This is a genomic window from Sulfurovum sp. UBA12169 (genome assembly GCA_002742845.1).
Classification (GTDB): Bacteria; Campylobacterota; Campylobacteria; order Campylobacterales; family Sulfurovaceae; genus Sulfurovum.
Genome location: DLUH01000001.1, coordinates 405769 through 424871, shown reverse-complemented (window position 1 = coordinate 424871; position 19103 = coordinate 405769). Strand labels below are relative to the sequence as shown.

Genomic DNA, 19103 nt, shown 5'->3' with positions numbered 1-19103 from the left:
GGTAAAACATGAGACTTAATTACAGGATATACCCTATAGACTATGTTAACGAGCTTATTAGGGACGGGAAAAGGAAGCGTGCTATGGCGTTTATGTCGTACTGGCACGATATGGAAATGGGAGATCACCACTCCGTAGGTTTCTATGCTTCCGCATGGAGTGTGAGCAAAAGCACTGCATGGGATTGGATACGTGAATTTAAGCATGAGTGTGATCTTTTTGACGACGGAAGGACACTCAGGAACAACGCTCACTATAGTTATGCCAAAAATTCAACCGAACGGAACGAACGTTCACAACCGAACGGAACGAACGACAGCAAACACCCTAATACAAGGGTTTATGAGGATAGCACCGAACGAAACGAACGACAGCAGCCGAACGAAGAATTTAATATAGATAATAATAATACGCGCGTTAGATTTGAAAACATTTTCTTTATCTACAAGATGAATGGAGTATCTACAGGTAAAAAAGATGAAGCATTAAAAGAATACATAAATCATATGCAAGTACCTGATAAAGAAATGATCAGAGCTATTTATCTTTATACGCATGATCGATCAAACAATTTCAAATACAACTTAAAAAACTTTCTTACAAATCAGGAGTACTTAAAATATATCAGCACACATATCCGTGTTCTTGTGAATGGATCATGGATTTCCGGTAATTTTGACGATGATCGTGAAGTGTTTAGGTCCTCTGACGGTGTAGAGTATGAGCTCACAGTCAAACGTCTTGCCGAGAAGATGTCATTGGGTGAATTGACGTTTGAGATAGGAGAAGTTGCGTGATAGATATACGTGTCGGAGGAGACTTTAAAAGTATAACCGAAGCAGCTGTAGAGCTCGGCAAGATAAGAGATAGAGATATCCCTTATGTCTCGGTACTGTCTCTCAATAATCTTGCGTTTGATGCAAAGGAATCGATAGACAAAGAGATCGCTGCAAAGCTGAACATAAAGAAAAGGCCACTCATATCATCTGTTCGCATCAACAAAGCATCAAAATCAAAGCCGTATGCAAAGATATTCGTAGATGAGTGGTCTTGGCACCACAAAGTTCTTTTGCCTCACTACTTCGGCGGAGATCGCGAAAGGAAAGGACTTGAAAAGTCGATGATATACTTTGGATACATGAGCCGCAACGAGATACTTACACCTCCCCCAGGCGTGACGATCAAGCCATTAACATATGTAAAGATGATATCTCAACTCAAATTAGTATATAAGTCAGGGTACTCAGCAAACGAGACAAAGAAGTCAAAGTTCAGGAATATGAGTAAAAAAGGAGAGAGGTATTTTGTTATACCTTCGTATAAAAAATCACATCTCCATCCAGGGATATATGCAAGGATGTCAGACAGCAATTACCCGGTATGTATGCTACGGATATCAAAAACACCGAACTATAAAAAAATCCTTACAAGTTTCGAGGATACTGCTCAAAAGGTACACGACAGAAGAAAAAATATACATCTTAGCGAAGCAATCGAAAAAGTATTCAATAGCAATACGTTGAAAGGATGGATCAAATGAAAATAAATAGGTTCTTTCGGCAAGACAGAACGCACACGGGTAGTGTGAACCCCGAGAATCGCGTGGTTTTGGGAAAATTAACTTGCTTAACTTTTATGAGTGATAAAACTTTAGTAAAGGTTGTGTAATAATGGAACTTATGACTGCGTCACAGTGCCTAAAGTGTTTGAATGATGACGGTATCGTGGATTGGTCTGAAGGATATTTCTCACAGAGAGTAAAAGCAGGAATTTTCACAATACACCATAAGCCAGGCAGTCCGAAGAAGTTTTTCAAGTATGAAGAGGTGAAGCAGGCCGTCCTTGACAATATAGATCCGCGGCGTGAAGCACAGCGTGAAGCAAATACGCTAAAAAGAAAGCCTGACAACGGACTGATCGATATGATAGAGTCTGCTCCTCCACTGACACCGGAGCAGGAAGAGGCTGAGCGAAAGAGGCTGAAGGAGATATTTGATAAGAACAAAGAGCAGGAAGAGATAGCCGGTTTGTTAGATATCGACGAGCTTACTGGGGATGAAAAAAAGAAGACCGAAGACATGACCATCAAAGATTTAAACATGGCCATCATGAGGCAAGACCTTCGCATCAAGCGCGCCACGGCAGATGAGAAAGAGTCAAATAGCATACTAAAAGACAAGGTGTACCAAAGCCACTTCAGAGCTTTTAGGGTGGTGCGGGACAGGATAATGGTCATCACAAACCGTGTGATGCCTTACTACGGTTCTTTGCCTGAACATGACTTTAGAAACCTTCTAAACGAAGAGATCACTATGGCGCTCAATGAATCTGCGGAGGCCGTGCGTGAGCTCTAACCCTGTTTTCATCGGCATCTACGAAGCGCTTCTTCCTGATCCGTACATCACAATAGACAAATACGCTGACGAATACCGCATGCTTCCAAAGGAGTCAAGTGCAGAGCCTGGCAAATATAGAAGCGACAGGATGCCATATCTTAAAGAAGTGATGCAGTGGCTAAGCCCACAGGACAGCACCCAGCAGGTAAAGATCATCAAGGGGACACAGATCGGTGCTACAGAGGTAGGCAATAACGTGTCGCTGTACTACATGGATATCGTGCCTGCTCCTCAAACGATGATACTTCCCTCAGAAACACTGGCAAAAAAACACTCAAACAAAAAACTGACACCATCGCTTCGTGTGATGCCGCACATCGCCAAAAAAATAACAGGCGGGAAAACCAAGGACGACATCGGAGGCACTTTCGAGAAGATATATCCCGGAGGCTCTCTCAACATAGGGTGGGCCGGGTCGGCGATCAGTTTTAGGTCAGATTCTTCGCGTATCGTAATACTAGATGACGTGGATGGGTTCCCTCTTGACGTGGAAGGAGAAGGTGATCCGCTTGATCTAGGCAAAAAAAGGGCAGACGCTTTCGGATCGCTCAAGAAAGTGTATATCAATTCTACACCGACCGTAAAAGGGAGGTCAAACATCGAGATAGAATATGAAGACTCAGACCAGCGCCGATACTACATGCCATGTCCACATTGCACGCCAAAAGACCATGAAAAACAAAATAAAGATAACATGGTAGTGTTTGAAGATGAACACTTCCGTTTTGAATACGATAAATATAAATACACACTCACTTCCGATGTGAAGTTCTGCTGCTACCATTGCGGAACACTAATAGAAGAGAAGCATAAAACATGGATGATGGACCAAAGAAACGGGGCCAGAACTATCGCGGATAATGCAGGCCACCCCCATAAAGGCCTTAGAATACCATCATACTACTCACCTATAGGGTTTTTGGGCTGGAACGAGATATTTCAAGAGAAATTGACTGCAAAAAAAGCAATGAAACGAGGCGATACAAGAAAGATGAAAACATGGGTAAATACCCGTGATGCTCGGCCATGGCAGGAAGATGAGCTTAAAGATATACAGATGACAGAAGATGCGCTGTATGCAAGAAGAGAGACGTATAAGGCAGAAGTGCCTGCGGATGTGTATATTTTGCATGCAGGTGTCGATACGCAGGATGACCGTTTTGAGTATGAGGTGGTAGGATACGGAAAAAACGGAAAAACGTGGGGAATAGAACGCGGTGTTATCGTAGGCGATCCGTCGCTGCCTGACACAAAAATCGCCCTTGATGCGGTGCTGCTTGAAAAAACATACAAACACGAGTCCGGATCGATCATGAAGATACACACTAAAACTGTGGACTACGGAGGACACAGGGGCAAGGCAGTCAGCGATTACACATCCAAAAGATACCACAGACGCGTATTTGCCATAAAAGGGGCAAAACAGGTAGACGCTCCTGTCGTAAACAAGGTACCGACCAAGACAAAATATAAGACAAAACTATTTATGGTCGGAGTCAATGCAGCAAAAGACGACTTCTTTTCCCGTTTAATATTGGCAGACGGGGGTGACAACTACTGCCACTTCCCAGTGACCTATGATAAAACATACTTTGACCAGATCGTTGTGGAAAAGCAGGACGATGCAGGCAGATGGATAAACCCGCCAGGCAAACGAAACGAGTCTACAGACTGCCGCATCTATGCAGACTGCGCAAAAGAGCTTTCAGGCATCGATGTTGAGAAGATGCCAAAGCCTATGTTCCATATAGAAAATGCGTCACCAAAAAAACGAAGAAGAATTTTAAGCAGGAGATAAATACATGTGCGGAAGAATGAATTTTTGGAATATTAGGACAAAGTTTAGAAAACAGCTTACATTGAAGAACCGATACATTCTTCTTCTTGAACATATTGCACAAAAGCACGATGTTTCGATAAGCGATGCGGTAAATATGACGTTTGATGAACCTGGCATCATAGAGGATGCAAAAGAGGAGCTTGCACTTGTATATAGAGACTTTGCAGATGGTCTATAGGTTTACCGAAGTAAAGTTTTTTACAAAAACCTTTAGTATATCATAAAACTTAACTTTTTCGCAAGACAGAAAAACATGTCTGTTTTAAAAAAATCAAAACCGACATAATGCTTTAAAATAAACATTATGGAGCGAAAATGGCTATCGATCTTGACACAGCAGAAACCATGTTAAATCTATATATTGAAGCCGAAAAGACCGTTCTAAAAAACCAGTCGTATACCATTGGTGATAAAACATTCAACAAAGCAAATATTAAAGAAATTCGCGATGGACGAGACTACTGGAATAGACAAGTTATGTCTTTAACTCCAACTACTGAGGGCGGCCGAAAAAGTGTGCGCATGAGAAAGGCAGTATTTAGAGGATGAAAAAACCATTCGTGCACATGAATCTCATAGACCGTGCTGTAAACGTGTTCAACCCGGCAGCGGCTCTTGACCGCGTACGGTCACGTATGCATATGCAGGTATTGGCAGACAGCGGGTACATTGCCACAAAGTCCGGAAAGCGTTCAATGCGCTCAGCAAACTTCAAGGCTCAGGACTCTGATGCGGACGACTTAAAAGACCTTACGAAGATGCACGGAGTGTCAAGAGACCTTTTTAGAAACCATCCGATCGTACATGGCGCCATGGGTACGATGAAATATAACATCATCGGAGCAGGGCTTACAGTTCAGGCGCAGTTGGATAACGACTTTTTGGGCCTTAGCGAAGAAGAAGCCCGCGCATGGGAAGTAAAGGCTGAGCGCTACTTCAACTTCTGGGCGCAAAGCCAGAATGCCGATGCAGAACACACATCCGACTTCTATGAGCTTCAGGCTATCGCGCTTACCGGCACATTTATTTCAGGAGACGTATTCGCCGCGCTTCCGTATATCGCGCGCAAAGACTCTCCTTTCTCTTTAGCGGTGCGCCTCATAGAAGCGGATATGTGCTCCAACCCCAACGGGGATAAAGACAGCAAGAAGATCGCAGGAGGAGTTGAGAATGACGACAACGGCGCGCCGCTTCGCTATCACTTTTCCTCCAGCCACCCGTCCATGCGCGCAGGCGTGAAGTGGGTAGGCGTGGATGTCTTCGCAGAAAACGGCAGACGGAATATCCTCCATGTATTTGAAAAGGTACGGCCGTACCAAAGACGCGGCATCACCATGCTGGCTCCGGTCATAGAACCGCTCAAGCAGCTAGGAGACTATACGCAGGCCGAACTCACAGCGGCCGTGGTGAGCGGGCTGTTTACTGTTTTTATCAAAACAGAGTCCGGCGAACTTCCGAATGGGTATGACGGAGATACAACTGATGCAGACGATACCTCTGAGATAAACCTTGAGGCTGGTTCTGTTATAGGGCTTGCGCATGGGGAGAGTATAGAAACTGCAAACCCTAACAGGCCAAATACCTCATTTGACCCGTTTGTTTCTGCAGTGCTTCGCTACGTAGGAGCCGCGCTGCACATCCCCTATGAGGTGCTTGTCAAGCATTTCAGCTCTTCATACTCAGCATCAAGAGGAGCACTGCTTGAAGCGTGGAAGATGTTCAGGGCAAGAAGGGTGTGGTTCGCCGCAAAGTTCTGCCAGCCTATCTATGAAGAAGTGATCAAGGAGGCAGTTCTGCTTGGGTATCTCCCCGCTCCTGGGTTCATTGACAACCCAATGATAATGAAAGCATACTGCGGAGCCGCGTGGAACGGCCCAGGGCAGGCACAGCTTAACCCGTACCAGGAAACAAGGGCGGCAAAGATGAAAGTGGAAGAACTCTTCAGCACGCGCACGAAAGAGGCTGCCGAGATGAATGGCACAGATTTTAATGCCAACGCAAAAACGGCCAAGCAGGAGACGAATATCTACAAAGATACAGGAATCATGGCAGTCAAAGATCCGTCAATTGTTACAGACATTACAGTGGAGAATCAACAATGAGCAGAATTTTTAAAGCGTTGCAGCAGGAGTCATGGCTGATACTGCCGGAAAGGCTGGAGATGATGCATCAGATCGCTTCACGCGAATATGATGTTGAGATGCTTGCTGCAAAAGTAGGACAGCCCCTAGATAATACAAGAAAGGTAGAGATACGCGGAACGACTGCCATTATCCCGGTCATAGGGTCCATTTACCGCTACGCTAATCTTTTTACGGAGATTTGCGGAGACGTTTCCACGGAAGTGCTGATACAGGACATTGTAAAGGCAGGGGAAAACCCGCGCGTCAAAGAGATCGTGATGATCTATGATACGGGCGGCGGGCAGGCGGCAGGCATTTGGGAGGCCACAAAGATCATGGAGGATGTTAGAAGAGTGAAGCCGATCATTGCTTATGTGGATGATATGGCAGCCTCCGGAGGATACTGGCTTTCCAGCTCAAGCGATCATATCGCTGCTTCAAAAACGGCTATGGTAGGAAGTATCGGGGCGGTTTACGGGTTTAGCTTCAAGAAAGATTCCGGCGTCGAGACTATCGAGATCGTCTCTCGTGTAAGTCCGAAGAAGCGGCCAGATATCCGTACTGATGCCGGCAAAGAGCAGATACAGGTGTGGGCTGACCGACTGGGAGAGACTTTCGTGCAGGGAGTCGCAGACAACAGAGGTGTCACTTTTGACGAAGTTTTGGCAAATTTCGGGCAGGGTGACCTTCTCATCGCTGAAGATGCGCTTCGCGCGGGTATGATCGATGAGATAACGACTTTTGAGGCTCTTCTCAAAAGTATTCAATCTTAGAAAAAAAGGAGAAACAGGTATGGCAATGATCAAATACACTGACATTACACCAGAGCTTATTGCAAAAGATTTTCCAGCTGTTTATGCTTCCATCGTTGCATCTGCTGCACAGGGTTCGCCCGCTGTCACCGCGGAGAGCCTCAAAGCATCACACCCGGATGTTGTAGCGCAGATCATGGAAGAGGGCAAAGCACAGGCTGACGTAAACGGGGCAATCGAACAGGAAAGGGTACGTATCGCTTCCATCAATGCATTGGCAAGACCCGGCGTTGAAAGCATCATCGCAGAGGCTCTTGCAGATGCAAACATGAGCGCAAACGATGTGAAGATCAAACTGTTTGACGCAGACCAGGATAAAAGATCGACAGCCCTTTCCCAGCATAAAGACAATGGGGAAAAGCTAGGCAAGCAACTCGAGCAGCTTAGCAATCCTGAAGGCGCGGATGGTCAACCACAAGAAAAAAAAGACGCGGCTCACGGCAGCATCATGAAAAAACTCACTGGAGGTAAACAATAATGGCACAGCCAATCGAATCAGTAACTAAAGACCGAAATCCTATCGTAATTTCTGAATGGAGAGTAGATGGAAACGGTGTAATGGCAGCAGGTACATATCTTAAGGGGTCAGTGCTTGGAAAAGATGTTAACGGGAATTATGAGCTAACTGCAACAGCAGCAAATGCAGAGGCAATATTGCTAATTGATATTACAGTGCCTGAAGGATTGACACAAAATGCGCCTATCAACATCGGCGGAGAAGTAGCAGAGCAATCGCTCGTGCTTGGCGGAACACTTACTATCGATGACGTCAAAGATGTTCTAAGAGATAAAAATATCTATATCAAGAAAAGGGGGTAATCCATGCCATTAGCACTAGGTAGCGCAGAGCTTACACAACAGACAAACAGAGTATTCGTCCCAGGCGGGCTTATTATGCGTCTTTTCTTTGCAGGAAGAAAATATACGCCTGAAAAATACGTCAAGGTAGTTACGACAAAAGGGGGGAGAAGACTCGCTCCGTACGTGTCTCCGAAGATCGGCGGCAAAGTGATGACAAAAGAAGGTAAAACGGTAGATGTATACGAGCCGCCTTTGTTGAAGCCAAAGTATATCACTGAAGCAGACAGCATCATTGAAGACCAGAGTATCTTCTACGGTGACGGAATGACAGCACAGGACAGGGCAGAAGAGCAGCTTATCGAAGATGAGAAACAGCTTAAAAACGATGTATACAGACGTATGGAGCATCAGGCTGTATCCGTGGCTACTACAGGGAAATTCACGGCAAACGGAGAAGGTGTCGAAGAGGAGTTTGATTACGGTATGGATGCGGACAATATTGAAGTTCTTACCGGCACCAACTTGTGGTCTGACGGAGGGTCTAATCCTCTTGGCGATATGGATAGATGGTGTGATGAAGTGTTCGTTGCAACCGGCAAAGCGCCAACTGCTATCGTGATGGGTACATCGGCTTATGCCTCATTCAAATTAAACGCAAAAGTGATAGCAGCATTTGACAAGAAAAACATATTTGTAGGACAGATAAAACCTGCACCGATGCTTGATGAGAACGGGAATGTTATCCATGGAGTAACATACATCGGTAGATATGAAGAGAAGAATATTGAAATGTATGCATACAAAGATGTATATGTAGATGAAGATGGCGCTACACAGGAAATGTTCCCGGTAGACCGCGTACTACTTGGTGACGCTACAGGAAGCGGACACTTCGCTTTTGCAGGTATCACGGACAAAAAAGAGCTTGGCAACCAGGTATTCGTCGGTGAGATCTTTGTCAAGTCATGGACACAGGATGACCCGGATGACGAGTACCTTCTTGGCAAGGCAAAACCGCTTCCTATCCCGTCTGATATAGATTCGTTCAAGTCTGTCAAGGTAGTGTGACATGTTCCGCGTAAAATGTAAGTTCACTACCCCAAAAGGATCGCTGAAAGGCGGTTCTGTGGTAGACCAGAAAGAGCTTGACAAACATTTCAGCAAGAAAGAGCAGGAATCGTTCATCGGTGACGGGCTTATCGTGCCTATCGTTATTGGCGATGCGCCAAAAGCGGACCATGCATGGAGAACGCTCGAAGAACTTCTGGACACAGAAGATAAGAATGATCTTAGAGTTCCTGAGATCGATACCATTCTGGAGCACTACGGGCTGGATAAAACAGGGAATAAGGCTGAAAAAGTGAATCGCATCGATTTATTCGAAGAGGCTCTTGACAGCGACATCTCTGAACTTGACGATGCAATGTTGCTCAAAGTGGCCGCTTACTGCAAGGTAGATACAGCGCTTGAGCGAGAAGAGATGGTGGAAGCCGTCGAAGAAGCGTTGGGGGGAATAACAGATGAAGCCTCTTCTTGACGATCTTGCTGCAATTTATGCAGAAGTAGGCATCAAGGCCAATAAGGAAGACGGGTCTACGGTCTTTTTTATGTTTGATGCAAGCATAGAAGGCATAGAAGAGTCTGGGTTCATGGCAGCACGTACGCTTTCAACCTATGAATTCAGACACGGCGAGATAATCACTACAGAGGCAAAAGTCTATGAGGTTGCAAAAAGACCTATCCCTTATGGGAGCGTGGATGAAGAGCAGATCATTGTTCTAAAGGTTGTTTGATGAGAACTACGCATCAGAAAGTGCTTGACTTCATCACGGACAAGATCAAAACACTTGAGCCTAAGATAGTTGTTTATGAAGTCAAAATCATTGCTCATGAGATAGAGGGTCTGGATGAATATGCGAAGGTTTTAGCAAGGGTTGAAGATAGCCATGAGCTGATAAGCGACAATCTTATCGTCGGGCTAAAATCAATAACAATGGACGCAACAAACGGCGTGTCTTTTGACGGCACGAAAATGGACTGGGGCGGTAGAGACAAGCTTGATTTTATTTTGCTTCTCTTTACTGTAGACATGATGAAAAATTGTGAGGTATAAAATGGCGGATAAGGCAAATGATACAGTCGTCGTGTATAACGAGGCTACAGGTAAACCGATGAGTGTGCCTAAGTCACACGAAAAAAACTACATCGGCAAAGGCTATACAAATGTAAAGCCTAAAAAAACAGAAGATAAGGAACAATGATGCCAGGAAGTAGATTTACACAAGCCCTCATGGGGATCAAGGTTGCAAAAGAAGTTACACCTGGGGCATATGTGCTTCCGACAACTGCACTGTACCTTGAAAGAGGCACAGACATGTCTAAAGTGGAGTTTGGAAAAATAACGGTAGACCCTATGTCTTCGACTAGTGGGACAAAGCGTGATATCGTAGCTCCAGGAACCGGCAAGATATCATATACCATAACTCAGAAGATGGCGGCAGATAAAGCAGCATATTCTGTATTGCTTGAAACATGTAATTTTGCCGGGACGGCATTGGTGTCCCCAGCGGGCGTGAGCTATGAGATGAAAACAGCAAAAACTGACACGCTCTCAATAGACTGGATAGACCCTCGTGCTACTGTGAGCGGAAAGGGGGGTAAAGGCGGGCTCTCTATCAAATGCGAGATAAACAAGCCTGTAGAGATGACATTTGCATATAGCTTCAAATATCAAGGCGAGACATTGCTTGTCAATACTGCTCCGGACAATGCAGTACCTACGGTTGATATCCCTGCATTCCTATACATGCTTGAAGACTGTACCGGGTATACAATAAACGGCGTAGGGGGGCATATCGAAAGTTTCGAAATTGACTGGGGCGCATCTATGGTACATGCAGATACCAGCTGCCCATCCGGTGCATACTGCGAGGAATACGCACCGACACTGAAGCTCACGCAATCTCTTACCGAAGAGAATGAGATATCATGGGATGAGCTTCAAACACAGGGTGAAAAAAACATCATTCTTGGGTTATTTGAGATAGACGGTACAAAACGCGGAGAGATCCGTATACCAAAAGCAGTAGCAAACGATACCGACAAAAACAGCGATCAAGGCAGGTTTAAAGCAACAAGAAGTTTTGCATGTTTGCCTACAAACGGTGATGACAACATCCAGATCGTCATATTCGACTGATGATGTGGCGGGTTCGTCCTTCTCCCGCCTCTGAGCAAAAAGGACAAAAAATCAAAAGGACAAAAAATGAAACTAAAAGCCAAAAGAACAGAAGTTAAGTTTGAATGGGAATATGCAGACGGGAGCTCTGCGCAGCTTTCATATCTCGAGCCGACAACTGAACAGATAGATACGGGTATCGCAGCTGTGGAAAAAGGTGCTTCGGAATCAGTGAAGTTCAGTAAACAGACTTTAAAAGAGAACCTCCGCGGTGAAGAATCAAGCATCGAGCGTATGTTGTCAGAGCTTGAGACATCAGGGAATGCCTATGATGTCAAAGGCCAGCTGGATGAAGCGGTGGGAAACGCAAAAAAGAGAAAATAGACAGGATCGTTGCCTATGCAAAGCAGGCATCAAAATACGGCGCTCCCGATGAAAGCGAAAAAGAGTTCGTCCTAAAGCGCCATCCGGATACAGTCTTTCTTGAAGATGACTGGGAAAAGATGATGATTAGGATATGGTCTATGTCGCGTATCGCAGGTTTTAGCAGCGTGTATATAGACCCTCATACTGTATTTGCATACTGCGATAAGTATGACCTTGACAGGGTGGATACGCTAGAAATGGCAAAACATATACAAATGGAGGTTGACAGTGGGAAAGGAACTTAAACTTACGCTCAAAGTAGATGCGCAGACCGGCAAGGTGACGCAGGTATCCGACGAAGTACTGAAGTTTGATAAGGCTGTCAATCAAGCAAAGACGGGTGTAAATGATCTCAAAAACTTCATCATGAAGTTCACCGGTGGGCTGTATGTCGCAGATAAAGCGATCGACATTGTAAAATCATCCGTTGCATCTTTTTTTGATACGGCATCACAGTTTGAGCAGTACGGAAACCGGATGGGCGCTTTTACTTCTTCGCTCACAGAGCAACAGAGCGAAATGGCAAGGGCGCGTAAGTTTGCAATGGACTACAATCAGTCGATAGAAAAGACTACAGAGACACTTCTTCTGATGAAGAACTACGGACTAAAGGACAGCAATGAGCAGTTAAAGACCTATGTCAATACCGCGATTGGATCAGGGAAAAGCATCGAACAGTTTGCAGAAGCGATGGCAGACGCGCTGCAAGGCGAAAACGAGAGACTCAAAGAGTTTGGGACTAAAGCTTCTGTGCAAGGGCAGAAAGTGGCCTACGGATGGACTGACAGCATGGGTCGGGCGCGCAACATAATCATAGACAACAACAAAGAGATCATCGACTCTACTCTGTCCGCTATCTTTACCGAAAAATATGCAGGGCAGGCTGAGAAATACAAGAACACATGGGCCGGCACGATTCAAGGCATAAAGAACAAGTGGACGGATATTGAGCTTGCTATAGCTGATGAAGGGCTTTTCAAATATCTTACTTCGGTCGTGAGCAATGTTTCAAATTTTACTAAGGATGCTTTTAATAGCGGCAAAGGGAGTGCGAAAGGTTTTGTAGATTCTGTTGTAAGCGGCATAAACAGCATGATCGAGGGTGCCGGTGTGTTATCTGATGCATTTTCTTTGTTCGGCGGGGTATGGGATTATTTAAAAGTCGCTTTTTGGCAATTGGTAGGCGTAATAGGCACAGGCATCAATACAATTCAGGAAGTTTGGAACAAGCTTGGCAACAAGATGTCTCAATTGTGGGCAGATGTGGCAAACGGCGTCAAAGATATGTTTGCGGGGATGATCAACTGGATAATCGACAAGATAAACTCACTTTCTTCGTCATTAAATTCCGCGGCGGCGAAAATCCCAGGAGTAGGTAAAATTTTCGGCAAAATCGATCATGTATCTTTTGAGAAAACAAAGGCAGATATTATCTCTATGGGAGTTCCGGTCTCAAATGTAGCTACTGCATGGCAATATGCAAGCGAAGCACGTGATGAGTACAAAAAAAACTTTAAGGATCTTGAAGAGGGCGCTGGGCATAAAAAAGCACTCGAGTTGGTAAAAAAAATAAATAAAGAGTATAAAAAAGCGGCGGCAACAAATGATGAAGAAATAGCAAAAAAAGAGAGAGAAAAAGCACGTAAATACCTAGAAGACCACGGGGCAGCGTACGGAGACCTTACACAGCAGGCTACAAAAGCAGGCGACGCAGAGAAAAAAGCCGCGTCAGATGCAGCAAAGGCAGCTAAAGAAGCCGCCAAAGCGCAGGATGAATGGCTCAAAGCCGTGCTCGGTGACGAAGGGTACGAGATCAAACAGCTGGGGGACAAGCTTGCGGGGCTTGGCAAATATCTGTCACAGGCACAGTTGGCTGACATCTATGCTGCCGAAATGAAAAAAATAGAAAGCAAGACAAAAGATACAGTATCTGAGATAGAGAAAGAGGCACAGCGTGCGACAGAAGCGATGTCATCGATGTTCTCAGGCATCTTTGAATCAATGCTGCACGGAGACTTTGCCGGCGCGTTCAATCAGATCATAGACACCGGCACAAGAAATGTAAGTGATGCACTCGGAAAAGCGGCAACAAACATTTTTAGCGGCAAAGGAATCGGCGATGCATTCGGTTCCCTTTCCACCGGTGACTGGATATCTGCAACTCTCCAAGTGATCGGTGGCCTATTGTCGTCAACTGTGACGCAAGAAGAGATAGATGCATCAAAGGGGCGTGTAGAGTTTGACGATAATTCGCTCAAAAATTTGGGGGATGTATTTGAAAACGCCCAATATCCGATGCTTGAAGTGACGAACAAAATGTTCAAGCACATCAGGAACATGGATGCGAACTTTTACTCAATCGCTCGTGCATTTAGCCTTCAGGCTTCAGCTGGCGGGATCGATCTAACAGGTGCGAACTTTGTTGGCACTCAGAAAGTCGGATTCCTTGGTTTTAGTTCAAAATCAGTATCTCTTATCGGTACAGGCCTTAAATTTGAGCTTCAAACCCTCAGTGAGCTTATGGATGAAGCAACATTGAACGTCAGATCATATACAACAACACTTGTTCAAAAATCATCGTTCTTTGGATTGTCAAACAGTACAAAGATCAGGGAGACGTACAAAGACCTACCGGCATCCGTAATTGACGACATCGCATCTGCGTTTACGGACGGCTATGAGGCGATCATGACCGCCGGCATTTCTCTTGGACTGGACAAGGTCAACCTGGAGAATCTTCTGTTTAATTCAAACGTTGATATAGGCAAAGTAGACTTTACCGGGCTCAGCCCAAGCGAAGTTTCCGACAGATTGAGCCAGGTATTTAGCACAGCGTTAAGCGGTGTCGTAGATGACATAGAAGAGTTTGCATCGCTGACGGAAAGATATGCAAAAGATGCGGAATATTCTCTGGAAACGCTGATCAGGATAGCGACAGAGTATGAACAGGCGTCATTTTCGTTTGGGTTGATAGGAAAAACATTCCAGGACGGGGTTATGTCTGTTACTAAAACATGGTCCGAAACGATGATTCATGTGAACGATGATTTTGCAAACCTGCCATGGATAACCAGCGCAGGTTATACGTCTTCATTCTCCAATATATTCTCAGGGATTTGGGGCAAGACAGAAGAGCTAACGCTTTATTTTTCAGAGACTTATGACGCACTCTACACTGCGCAAATGCAGATCCTTGATATCGTTGAGAGTGCCGGTGGGCTTACTTCTTTCCAGGATGCGATGTCGTCATTTATGACGAACTTCTATACGGAAGAAGAGCAGCTTAACTTTATGACAAAGTCTATGGAAGCATCGTTCGCAACGCTTGGGATAACAATGCCGAAAACAAGGGATGAATTCAGAAGCCTTCTGGAGACAATGGACACTTCAACGGAAGAGAGCGCATACTTGTACGGGCAGATACTGTTGCTTTCTGACGGATTTGCACAAATGTCAAACGCAGCAGAAAGCCTGCAGGAAGCGGTGTCAGGCATGATGGGAGAGATCGCTGACGCATGGCTAAGTGACTTGAGCTATCTATCGTTGTCCCAAAAAGCTGATTATGCAAGCGGCTATTTTGAGATAGCAAGACAGTCCAATGGAGCGTTGAACGCAGCGGATGCAGCCAGAATGGCGGCAGAAACAGCCATGAAGACAGCAACGTCAAAAGAAGAGTATATCCCTGCATTCAATAATTATATCAATGAGCTAAAAAAACAAAATGCAGATGCAACATTGAGCGACGTTGTTAAGGCGGTTGACATGGTTGCGCTGAGGGTTCAGGAGCTTGAAGAAACAACAAGGAAAGCGGTATGACAATATCCATACCTGTAGCACAGCAGCTGGCATACACAAATGCGACGGATGAGACGGAGGTATTTGACCCGACAATAAGGGCAACATATCAAAAAAACATGAAACTGCTGTATGGGAGCGACATATTTCAGAACCTGTCAGGTGAGAGTATTGCTGTCCCTGTATATAATGAATACGAAGCATACAATGTAGGTGATGTTGTCTATAAAGATAATTTAATCGTTGCTCTTGAGTCGGGAGATGGTGCTGTAGTGCCTGCCCAGCCTGAAGTTTATGCCGCATTTGATACATCCATCGATAATTCTACATGGTCAAACAGATATGTCAAACTCGGCGGGGTATGGGCAGGCTTCCCTGACACATCATACAATTTTGAGGCCGACCTTGGTGAGGATACGATGAAGTACTCAATCTATAGGACCGGTGATCCGTTAGTATGGGAATCTAAAACAACACTTCTGCGTAGCAGAGGCGATATGCAAGCGACCAGCGTAAAAAATCCATCTGCCGTAACAACACTGAATGACGGATACGGCGCCGCTTGGGTCAACCCAAACAATATACTTTCACTTGATACGGCATATGTAACGAAATCATATAGCGGCTTTGGCGGCGACAGCTCGTATACAAATACAATGATCTCGTCTGGGTATGATTTTAGCGAGATTCCTGATTCAGCGATCATAACCGGAATAGAGGTACAAATAAGACAGTATGCAAGCGGCGGTGCGCCAGACGATAAAAAAGTGCAACTCTATCAAGGCAGCATCGGGAAAGGAACAGCAAAATCTTCAACAGGTACTGCCATGACCATTTCGACAAAGATATACGGTGGCAATAGCGACTTATGGGGCTGGAACGAAATTTCACCGACTGCTTTAAAGAGCTCAACTTTCGGCGTAGGATTCCAGAAGAAAGATGTTAATGACGACAATATCTATGTTGATTCTATCCAGGTGATTGTGTATTACACAGAGGTGAATACTCAAGAAACCATAATGACACTCAATGGAGTTGACGTAATTACACGTATTACGCCTAACACAGTAGAGACTAAAGCGAATGTTATATGGAACGAAAATTATCCAACGTATGCAGAATGTTTTTCTACGATTATAGTACGTGACGACGGTGTTTATGCAAGAACAAATATCGATGCCGGAATAGAATATGTTACAGAAACACAAAAGATATTCGTGCAAGTTGACTCGCCTGAAGCGATTGGCTTCACGCCCATTGAAAAATCAAATATCTATAGGCCGTTTGACAACAAGAATTATAGTTTTGCAAGCAAAAATGGGAACATGTTTTATTCTTTATATGCTGCAGGAGGGTTTACATCGATAGGCCTTGGGAAAATAGTATGCGACTTATTGCAGATAGACTTTAAAGACAATCTCGGGAATATCATAAAAACTATACAAAAATCTATCGACTGTACGCTTCTTAACACCGATATTGTCTCACCAAAGACAGAAATTTTCTATGCGGAGGCAACGGCATACAGTGCTGATATACAGCTTTTTGGAAGCTATACGCAGGTTGGGACACTCGCGCTTGCGAAAGCGGTAGATGCAGGGATAACGCATCTTGAGATGAAGCACTCACTGAAAGACTGGAGTACATTCGAGCAGGATATTTTCGGGAACCCGTCATATATAGAAAGGCCGACTGTATTGGTAAATAGCGGAACTGTGTATATAAGAACTTTAAATTATGATGACACTGTAAGATTTTTGCAGTACTTAAATAAAAAAACGGTGATAATCGATGGTTCGGACAGCAGCAATAAAAATGCGAATGGGTCATCAATCTTTGATACAACAAAGATCATAGGAAGGTTTATGTCTATAGGAACAGGTACGACAGTTAAAGACAATGATATTGAAAGAATTTCACAATATTCATTTAGCATTGAGGAGATAGTATGACAATACCACGATGGAACGATGCTCTTCCTTGTGTAATATATCCGTTCAATTATACCAAATTCCCTGCCGTAAAAGGGCAGGGCGGCAGGGCATTGACAGAGGGGGAAATACCTGCATCTTTCAACGTAATAACGAATGAGTTTGCAAAAATCCAAGCACTTGACTTTTTTTGGGAAACACTATGCACGTATGGGCTAGATCCATTTCTCATAAATATTGAAACATACAACAACAATATGGGAGAAGAATACCCAAACGTTCTTGTAAAGTTTAATGGCGATTTTTCGCCGAAAAAAGAAAAAGGATTCTGGGAGTGCAAAATAAATATAAAGATACTTGGGACTATGGACTATATCATCGACGACAACGGAGACTTTATCACTTCAGACAGCGGGGACTTCATCATCGTTGATGACAAGATCGTTGCGACAAGCAACCTTATATCGTACAAGGAGATAATTTATGCCTAGGAACCTCACAGAAGTATTGACAGGTGAAGATAAGTTAACTATCAAAGACATTGTAAAAGAAGACATATCAGACAATCTAGAAACCAGTGATGCAACAAAATTCTTATCTGCAAAACAAGGTCAAGTCATAAAAGGATTCATCGATGAGATAAACATTCTGTTAACAAGTAACGATACAAGCCTCGATGAACTTCAAGAAATCGTCAATTTTATTAAAATCAATAAAACAACGCTCGACACTCTCGGAATTTCAAACATTGCAGGGCTAGAGGATGCACTTACTGGAAAGGAGCCAGCAAATAGTTATTTAATGAAAACAAACGTAGCTCAAACCATGACAGCCCAATTGACGGTTAAAGAAACAAAAGAAACGTATTACGCAATGACTGGAACGGAAATAAATCCAGCCAACGGTACGATACAATTTAGAGAACTTACTGCAAGTGCAACATTAACTGAAGTCTTAGAGAGCGGTCAAAGCATTACCTTAATGATAAAAGATGCAGACCTCTATACGCTAACCTTACCAACTCTAACATGGTGTACAACATCTGGTAATGTTGCTCCAACTTGGACTGGGCTTGATACTATTGTGCTGTGGAAAGTAAGTACATCATTATTTGCCGCGTACTTAGGGAGCTACGAATGATTTTAGCTGAACGATTAAGAGGTGTACAATTTGGAAAATCTGAAATTGAAGTTTTAAATTTTTCCGGAAATTATAATGGGTCGGGATTGACAACATACACTTTCAGTGCTGTTTCGATAGGAGAAGCAAGAAGTACAAGAAAAATAATAGTCGGCATAGCGGCTAGAGCGTCGTCATCGTCAAGAACAATATCGTCAGTTACAGTTGGCGGCATAAGCGGTACACTAATCGGGTATGAATTAAACACAACGGGTGGGTATCTTTCAGGTGTGTATTTTTATTTGTTTGAAGTTCCAACTGGTACGACAGCGGATATTGTAATAGCGTGGTCTGGTACAATGGTTAGATGTGCAATCGGAGTATGGACGGTAGATAATCTAAGCTCTACCCCGTATGCAACAAAGTCGGCAGAATATGCAACCAATTTGAATCTTTCTTTAAATGCCAAAAAAGGAGGTTTCGTAACTGCGGTGGGCTATGATAACAGCACAGGCTCAATAAGCATCAGCGGACTTACGCCGGATTATACAGGTAGTGGGATGTTTGTTTGCGGCAGTAGCTTAATCACGGTAGACGAAACACCGAGGACCATAATAGTAACAGTTGACGAATACTCATATTCAGTAGCAATGTCAATATCGTGGGAATCAAATTAAGGAAA

21 protein-coding genes are annotated in these 19103 nt (G+C 44.2%); all 21 read left to right on the top strand.

Annotated features, from left to right (window positions below):
- Positions 1–8 precede the first annotated feature (8 nt).
- The 21 genes from CFH81_02235 (at position 9) to CFH81_02135 (ending at position 19098) form a co-directional block, all read left to right on the top strand.
- Positions 9–797, top strand: coding sequence for a hypothetical protein (locus CFH81_02235; protein ID DAB41139.1), 789 nt, complete (start codon positions 9–11; stop codon positions 795–797).
- Positions 794–1540, top strand: coding sequence for a hypothetical protein (locus tag CFH81_02230; protein DAB41138.1), 747 nt, complete (start codon positions 794–796; stop codon positions 1538–1540). Before CFH81_02235 ends, CFH81_02230 begins: the two co-directional genes overlap by 4 nt.
- A gap of 130 nt (positions 1541–1670) precedes the next feature.
- Positions 1671–2354 carry a hypothetical protein gene (locus CFH81_02225; protein DAB41137.1) on the top strand — a complete coding sequence of 228 codons (684 nt, stop codon included), beginning with the start codon at positions 1671–1673 and terminating at the stop codon, positions 2352–2354.
- Positions 2323–4194: a hypothetical protein gene (locus CFH81_02220; protein DAB41136.1), complete on the top strand. Its 1872-nt coding sequence runs from the start codon at positions 2323–2325 to the stop codon at positions 4192–4194. Before CFH81_02225 ends, CFH81_02220 begins: the two co-directional genes overlap by 32 nt.
- Positions 4195–4198: 4 nt before the next feature.
- Positions 4199–4414 (top strand): hypothetical protein, encoded by a 216-nt coding sequence (locus tag CFH81_02215; protein ID DAB41135.1) that lies wholly within the window; start codon positions 4199–4201, stop codon positions 4412–4414.
- Positions 4415–4551: 137 nt separating this feature from the next.
- Positions 4552–4785, top strand: a complete 234-nt coding sequence (locus tag CFH81_02210; protein ID DAB41134.1) for a hypothetical protein — start codon at positions 4552–4554, stop codon at positions 4783–4785.
- The gene (locus CFH81_02205; GenBank protein DAB41133.1) at positions 4782–6338 is read left to right on the top strand and encodes a phage portal protein; all 1557 of its coding nucleotides are present in this window, start codon (positions 4782–4784) and stop codon (positions 6336–6338) included. The genes CFH81_02210 and CFH81_02205 overlap by 4 nt, the downstream gene beginning before the upstream one ends.
- The gene (locus CFH81_02200; protein ID DAB41132.1) at positions 6335–7132 is read left to right on the top strand and encodes a hypothetical protein; all 798 of its coding nucleotides are present in this window, start codon (positions 6335–6337) and stop codon (positions 7130–7132) included. The genes CFH81_02205 and CFH81_02200 overlap by 4 nt, the downstream gene beginning before the upstream one ends.
- Before the next feature lie 19 nt (positions 7133–7151).
- On the top strand, positions 7152–7649 hold the full coding sequence (locus tag CFH81_02195; protein ID DAB41131.1) for a hypothetical protein: 498 nt from the start codon (positions 7152–7154) through the stop codon (positions 7647–7649).
- A complete protein-coding gene (locus tag CFH81_02190; protein ID DAB41130.1) occupies positions 7649–7990 on the top strand; it encodes a hypothetical protein in 342 nt (113 codons plus the stop codon). Before CFH81_02195 ends, CFH81_02190 begins: the two co-directional genes overlap by 1 nt.
- Positions 7991–7993: 3 nt before the next feature.
- The gene (locus CFH81_02185; protein DAB41129.1) at positions 7994–9040 is read left to right on the top strand and encodes a hypothetical protein; all 1047 of its coding nucleotides are present in this window, start codon (positions 7994–7996) and stop codon (positions 9038–9040) included.
- A 1-nt stretch (position 9041) separates the two neighbouring features.
- Positions 9042–9509, top strand: a complete 468-nt coding sequence (locus CFH81_02180; protein DAB41128.1) for a hypothetical protein — start codon at positions 9042–9044, stop codon at positions 9507–9509.
- The gene (locus tag CFH81_02175) at positions 9493–9765 is read left to right on the top strand and encodes a hypothetical protein (GenBank protein ID DAB41127.1); all 273 of its coding nucleotides are present in this window, start codon (positions 9493–9495) and stop codon (positions 9763–9765) included. The genes CFH81_02180 and CFH81_02175 overlap by 17 nt, the downstream gene beginning before the upstream one ends.
- Complete coding sequence (locus CFH81_02170) at positions 9765–10085, top strand: hypothetical protein (protein DAB41126.1); 321 nt, start codon at positions 9765–9767, stop codon at positions 10083–10085. The genes CFH81_02175 and CFH81_02170 overlap by 1 nt, the downstream gene beginning before the upstream one ends.
- A gap of 147 nt (positions 10086–10232) precedes the next feature.
- Positions 10233–11171: a hypothetical protein gene (locus CFH81_02165; GenBank protein ID DAB41125.1), complete on the top strand. Its 939-nt coding sequence runs from the start codon at positions 10233–10235 to the stop codon at positions 11169–11171.
- A gap of 66 nt (positions 11172–11237) precedes the next feature.
- Positions 11238–11534: a hypothetical protein gene (locus CFH81_02160; protein DAB41124.1), complete on the top strand. Its 297-nt coding sequence runs from the start codon at positions 11238–11240 to the stop codon at positions 11532–11534.
- A gap of 270 nt (positions 11535–11804) precedes the next feature.
- Entirely contained in the window at positions 11805–15392 is a 3588-nt protein-coding gene (locus CFH81_02155) for a hypothetical protein (protein ID DAB41123.1), read from the top strand.
- The gene (locus tag CFH81_02150; protein ID DAB41122.1) at positions 15389–17323 is read left to right on the top strand and encodes a hypothetical protein; all 1935 of its coding nucleotides are present in this window, start codon (positions 15389–15391) and stop codon (positions 17321–17323) included. The genes CFH81_02155 and CFH81_02150 overlap by 4 nt, the downstream gene beginning before the upstream one ends.
- Positions 17320–17793: a hypothetical protein gene (locus CFH81_02145; protein ID DAB41121.1), complete on the top strand. Its 474-nt coding sequence runs from the start codon at positions 17320–17322 to the stop codon at positions 17791–17793. The genes CFH81_02150 and CFH81_02145 overlap by 4 nt, the downstream gene beginning before the upstream one ends.
- Positions 17786–18442 (top strand): hypothetical protein, encoded by a 657-nt coding sequence (locus CFH81_02140; GenBank protein ID DAB41120.1) that lies wholly within the window; start codon positions 17786–17788, stop codon positions 18440–18442. The genes CFH81_02145 and CFH81_02140 overlap by 8 nt, the downstream gene beginning before the upstream one ends.
- Positions 18439–19098, top strand: a complete 660-nt coding sequence (locus tag CFH81_02135; GenBank protein DAB41119.1) for a hypothetical protein — start codon at positions 18439–18441, stop codon at positions 19096–19098. The genes CFH81_02140 and CFH81_02135 overlap by 4 nt, the downstream gene beginning before the upstream one ends.
- Positions 19099–19103 lie beyond the last annotated feature (5 nt).

Coding starts and splice junctions, on each gene's coding strand:
- CFH81_02235 (DAB41139.1), top strand. CDS start 9: ATGAGACTTAATTACAGGATATACCCTATAGACTATGTTAACGAGCTT.
- CFH81_02225 (DAB41137.1), top strand. CDS start 1,671: ATGGAACTTATGACTGCGTCACAGTGCCTAAAGTGTTTGAATGATGAC.
- CFH81_02220 (DAB41136.1), top strand. CDS start 2,323: ATGAATCTGCGGAGGCCGTGCGTGAGCTCTAACCCTGTTTTCATCGGC.
- CFH81_02215 (DAB41135.1), top strand. CDS start 4,199: ATGTGCGGAAGAATGAATTTTTGGAATATTAGGACAAAGTTTAGAAAA.
- CFH81_02210 (DAB41134.1), top strand. CDS start 4,552: ATGGCTATCGATCTTGACACAGCAGAAACCATGTTAAATCTATATATT.
- CFH81_02205 (DAB41133.1), top strand. CDS start 4,782: ATGAAAAAACCATTCGTGCACATGAATCTCATAGACCGTGCTGTAAAC.
- CFH81_02200 (DAB41132.1), top strand. CDS start 6,335: ATGAGCAGAATTTTTAAAGCGTTGCAGCAGGAGTCATGGCTGATACTG.
- CFH81_02195 (DAB41131.1), top strand. CDS start 7,152: ATGGCAATGATCAAATACACTGACATTACACCAGAGCTTATTGCAAAA.
- CFH81_02190 (DAB41130.1), top strand. CDS start 7,649: ATGGCACAGCCAATCGAATCAGTAACTAAAGACCGAAATCCTATCGTA.
- CFH81_02185 (DAB41129.1), top strand. CDS start 7,994: ATGCCATTAGCACTAGGTAGCGCAGAGCTTACACAACAGACAAACAGA.
- CFH81_02180 (DAB41128.1), top strand. CDS start 9,042: ATGTTCCGCGTAAAATGTAAGTTCACTACCCCAAAAGGATCGCTGAAA.
- CFH81_02175 (DAB41127.1), top strand. CDS start 9,493: ATGAAGCCTCTTCTTGACGATCTTGCTGCAATTTATGCAGAAGTAGGC.
- CFH81_02170 (DAB41126.1), top strand. CDS start 9,765: ATGAGAACTACGCATCAGAAAGTGCTTGACTTCATCACGGACAAGATC.
- CFH81_02165 (DAB41125.1), top strand. CDS start 10,233: ATGCCAGGAAGTAGATTTACACAAGCCCTCATGGGGATCAAGGTTGCA.
- CFH81_02160 (DAB41124.1), top strand. CDS start 11,238: ATGAAACTAAAAGCCAAAAGAACAGAAGTTAAGTTTGAATGGGAATAT.
- CFH81_02150 (DAB41122.1), top strand. CDS start 15,389: ATGACAATATCCATACCTGTAGCACAGCAGCTGGCATACACAAATGCG.
- CFH81_02145 (DAB41121.1), top strand. CDS start 17,320: ATGACAATACCACGATGGAACGATGCTCTTCCTTGTGTAATATATCCG.
- CFH81_02140 (DAB41120.1), top strand. CDS start 17,786: ATGCCTAGGAACCTCACAGAAGTATTGACAGGTGAAGATAAGTTAACT.
- CFH81_02135 (DAB41119.1), top strand. CDS start 18,439: ATGATTTTAGCTGAACGATTAAGAGGTGTACAATTTGGAAAATCTGAA.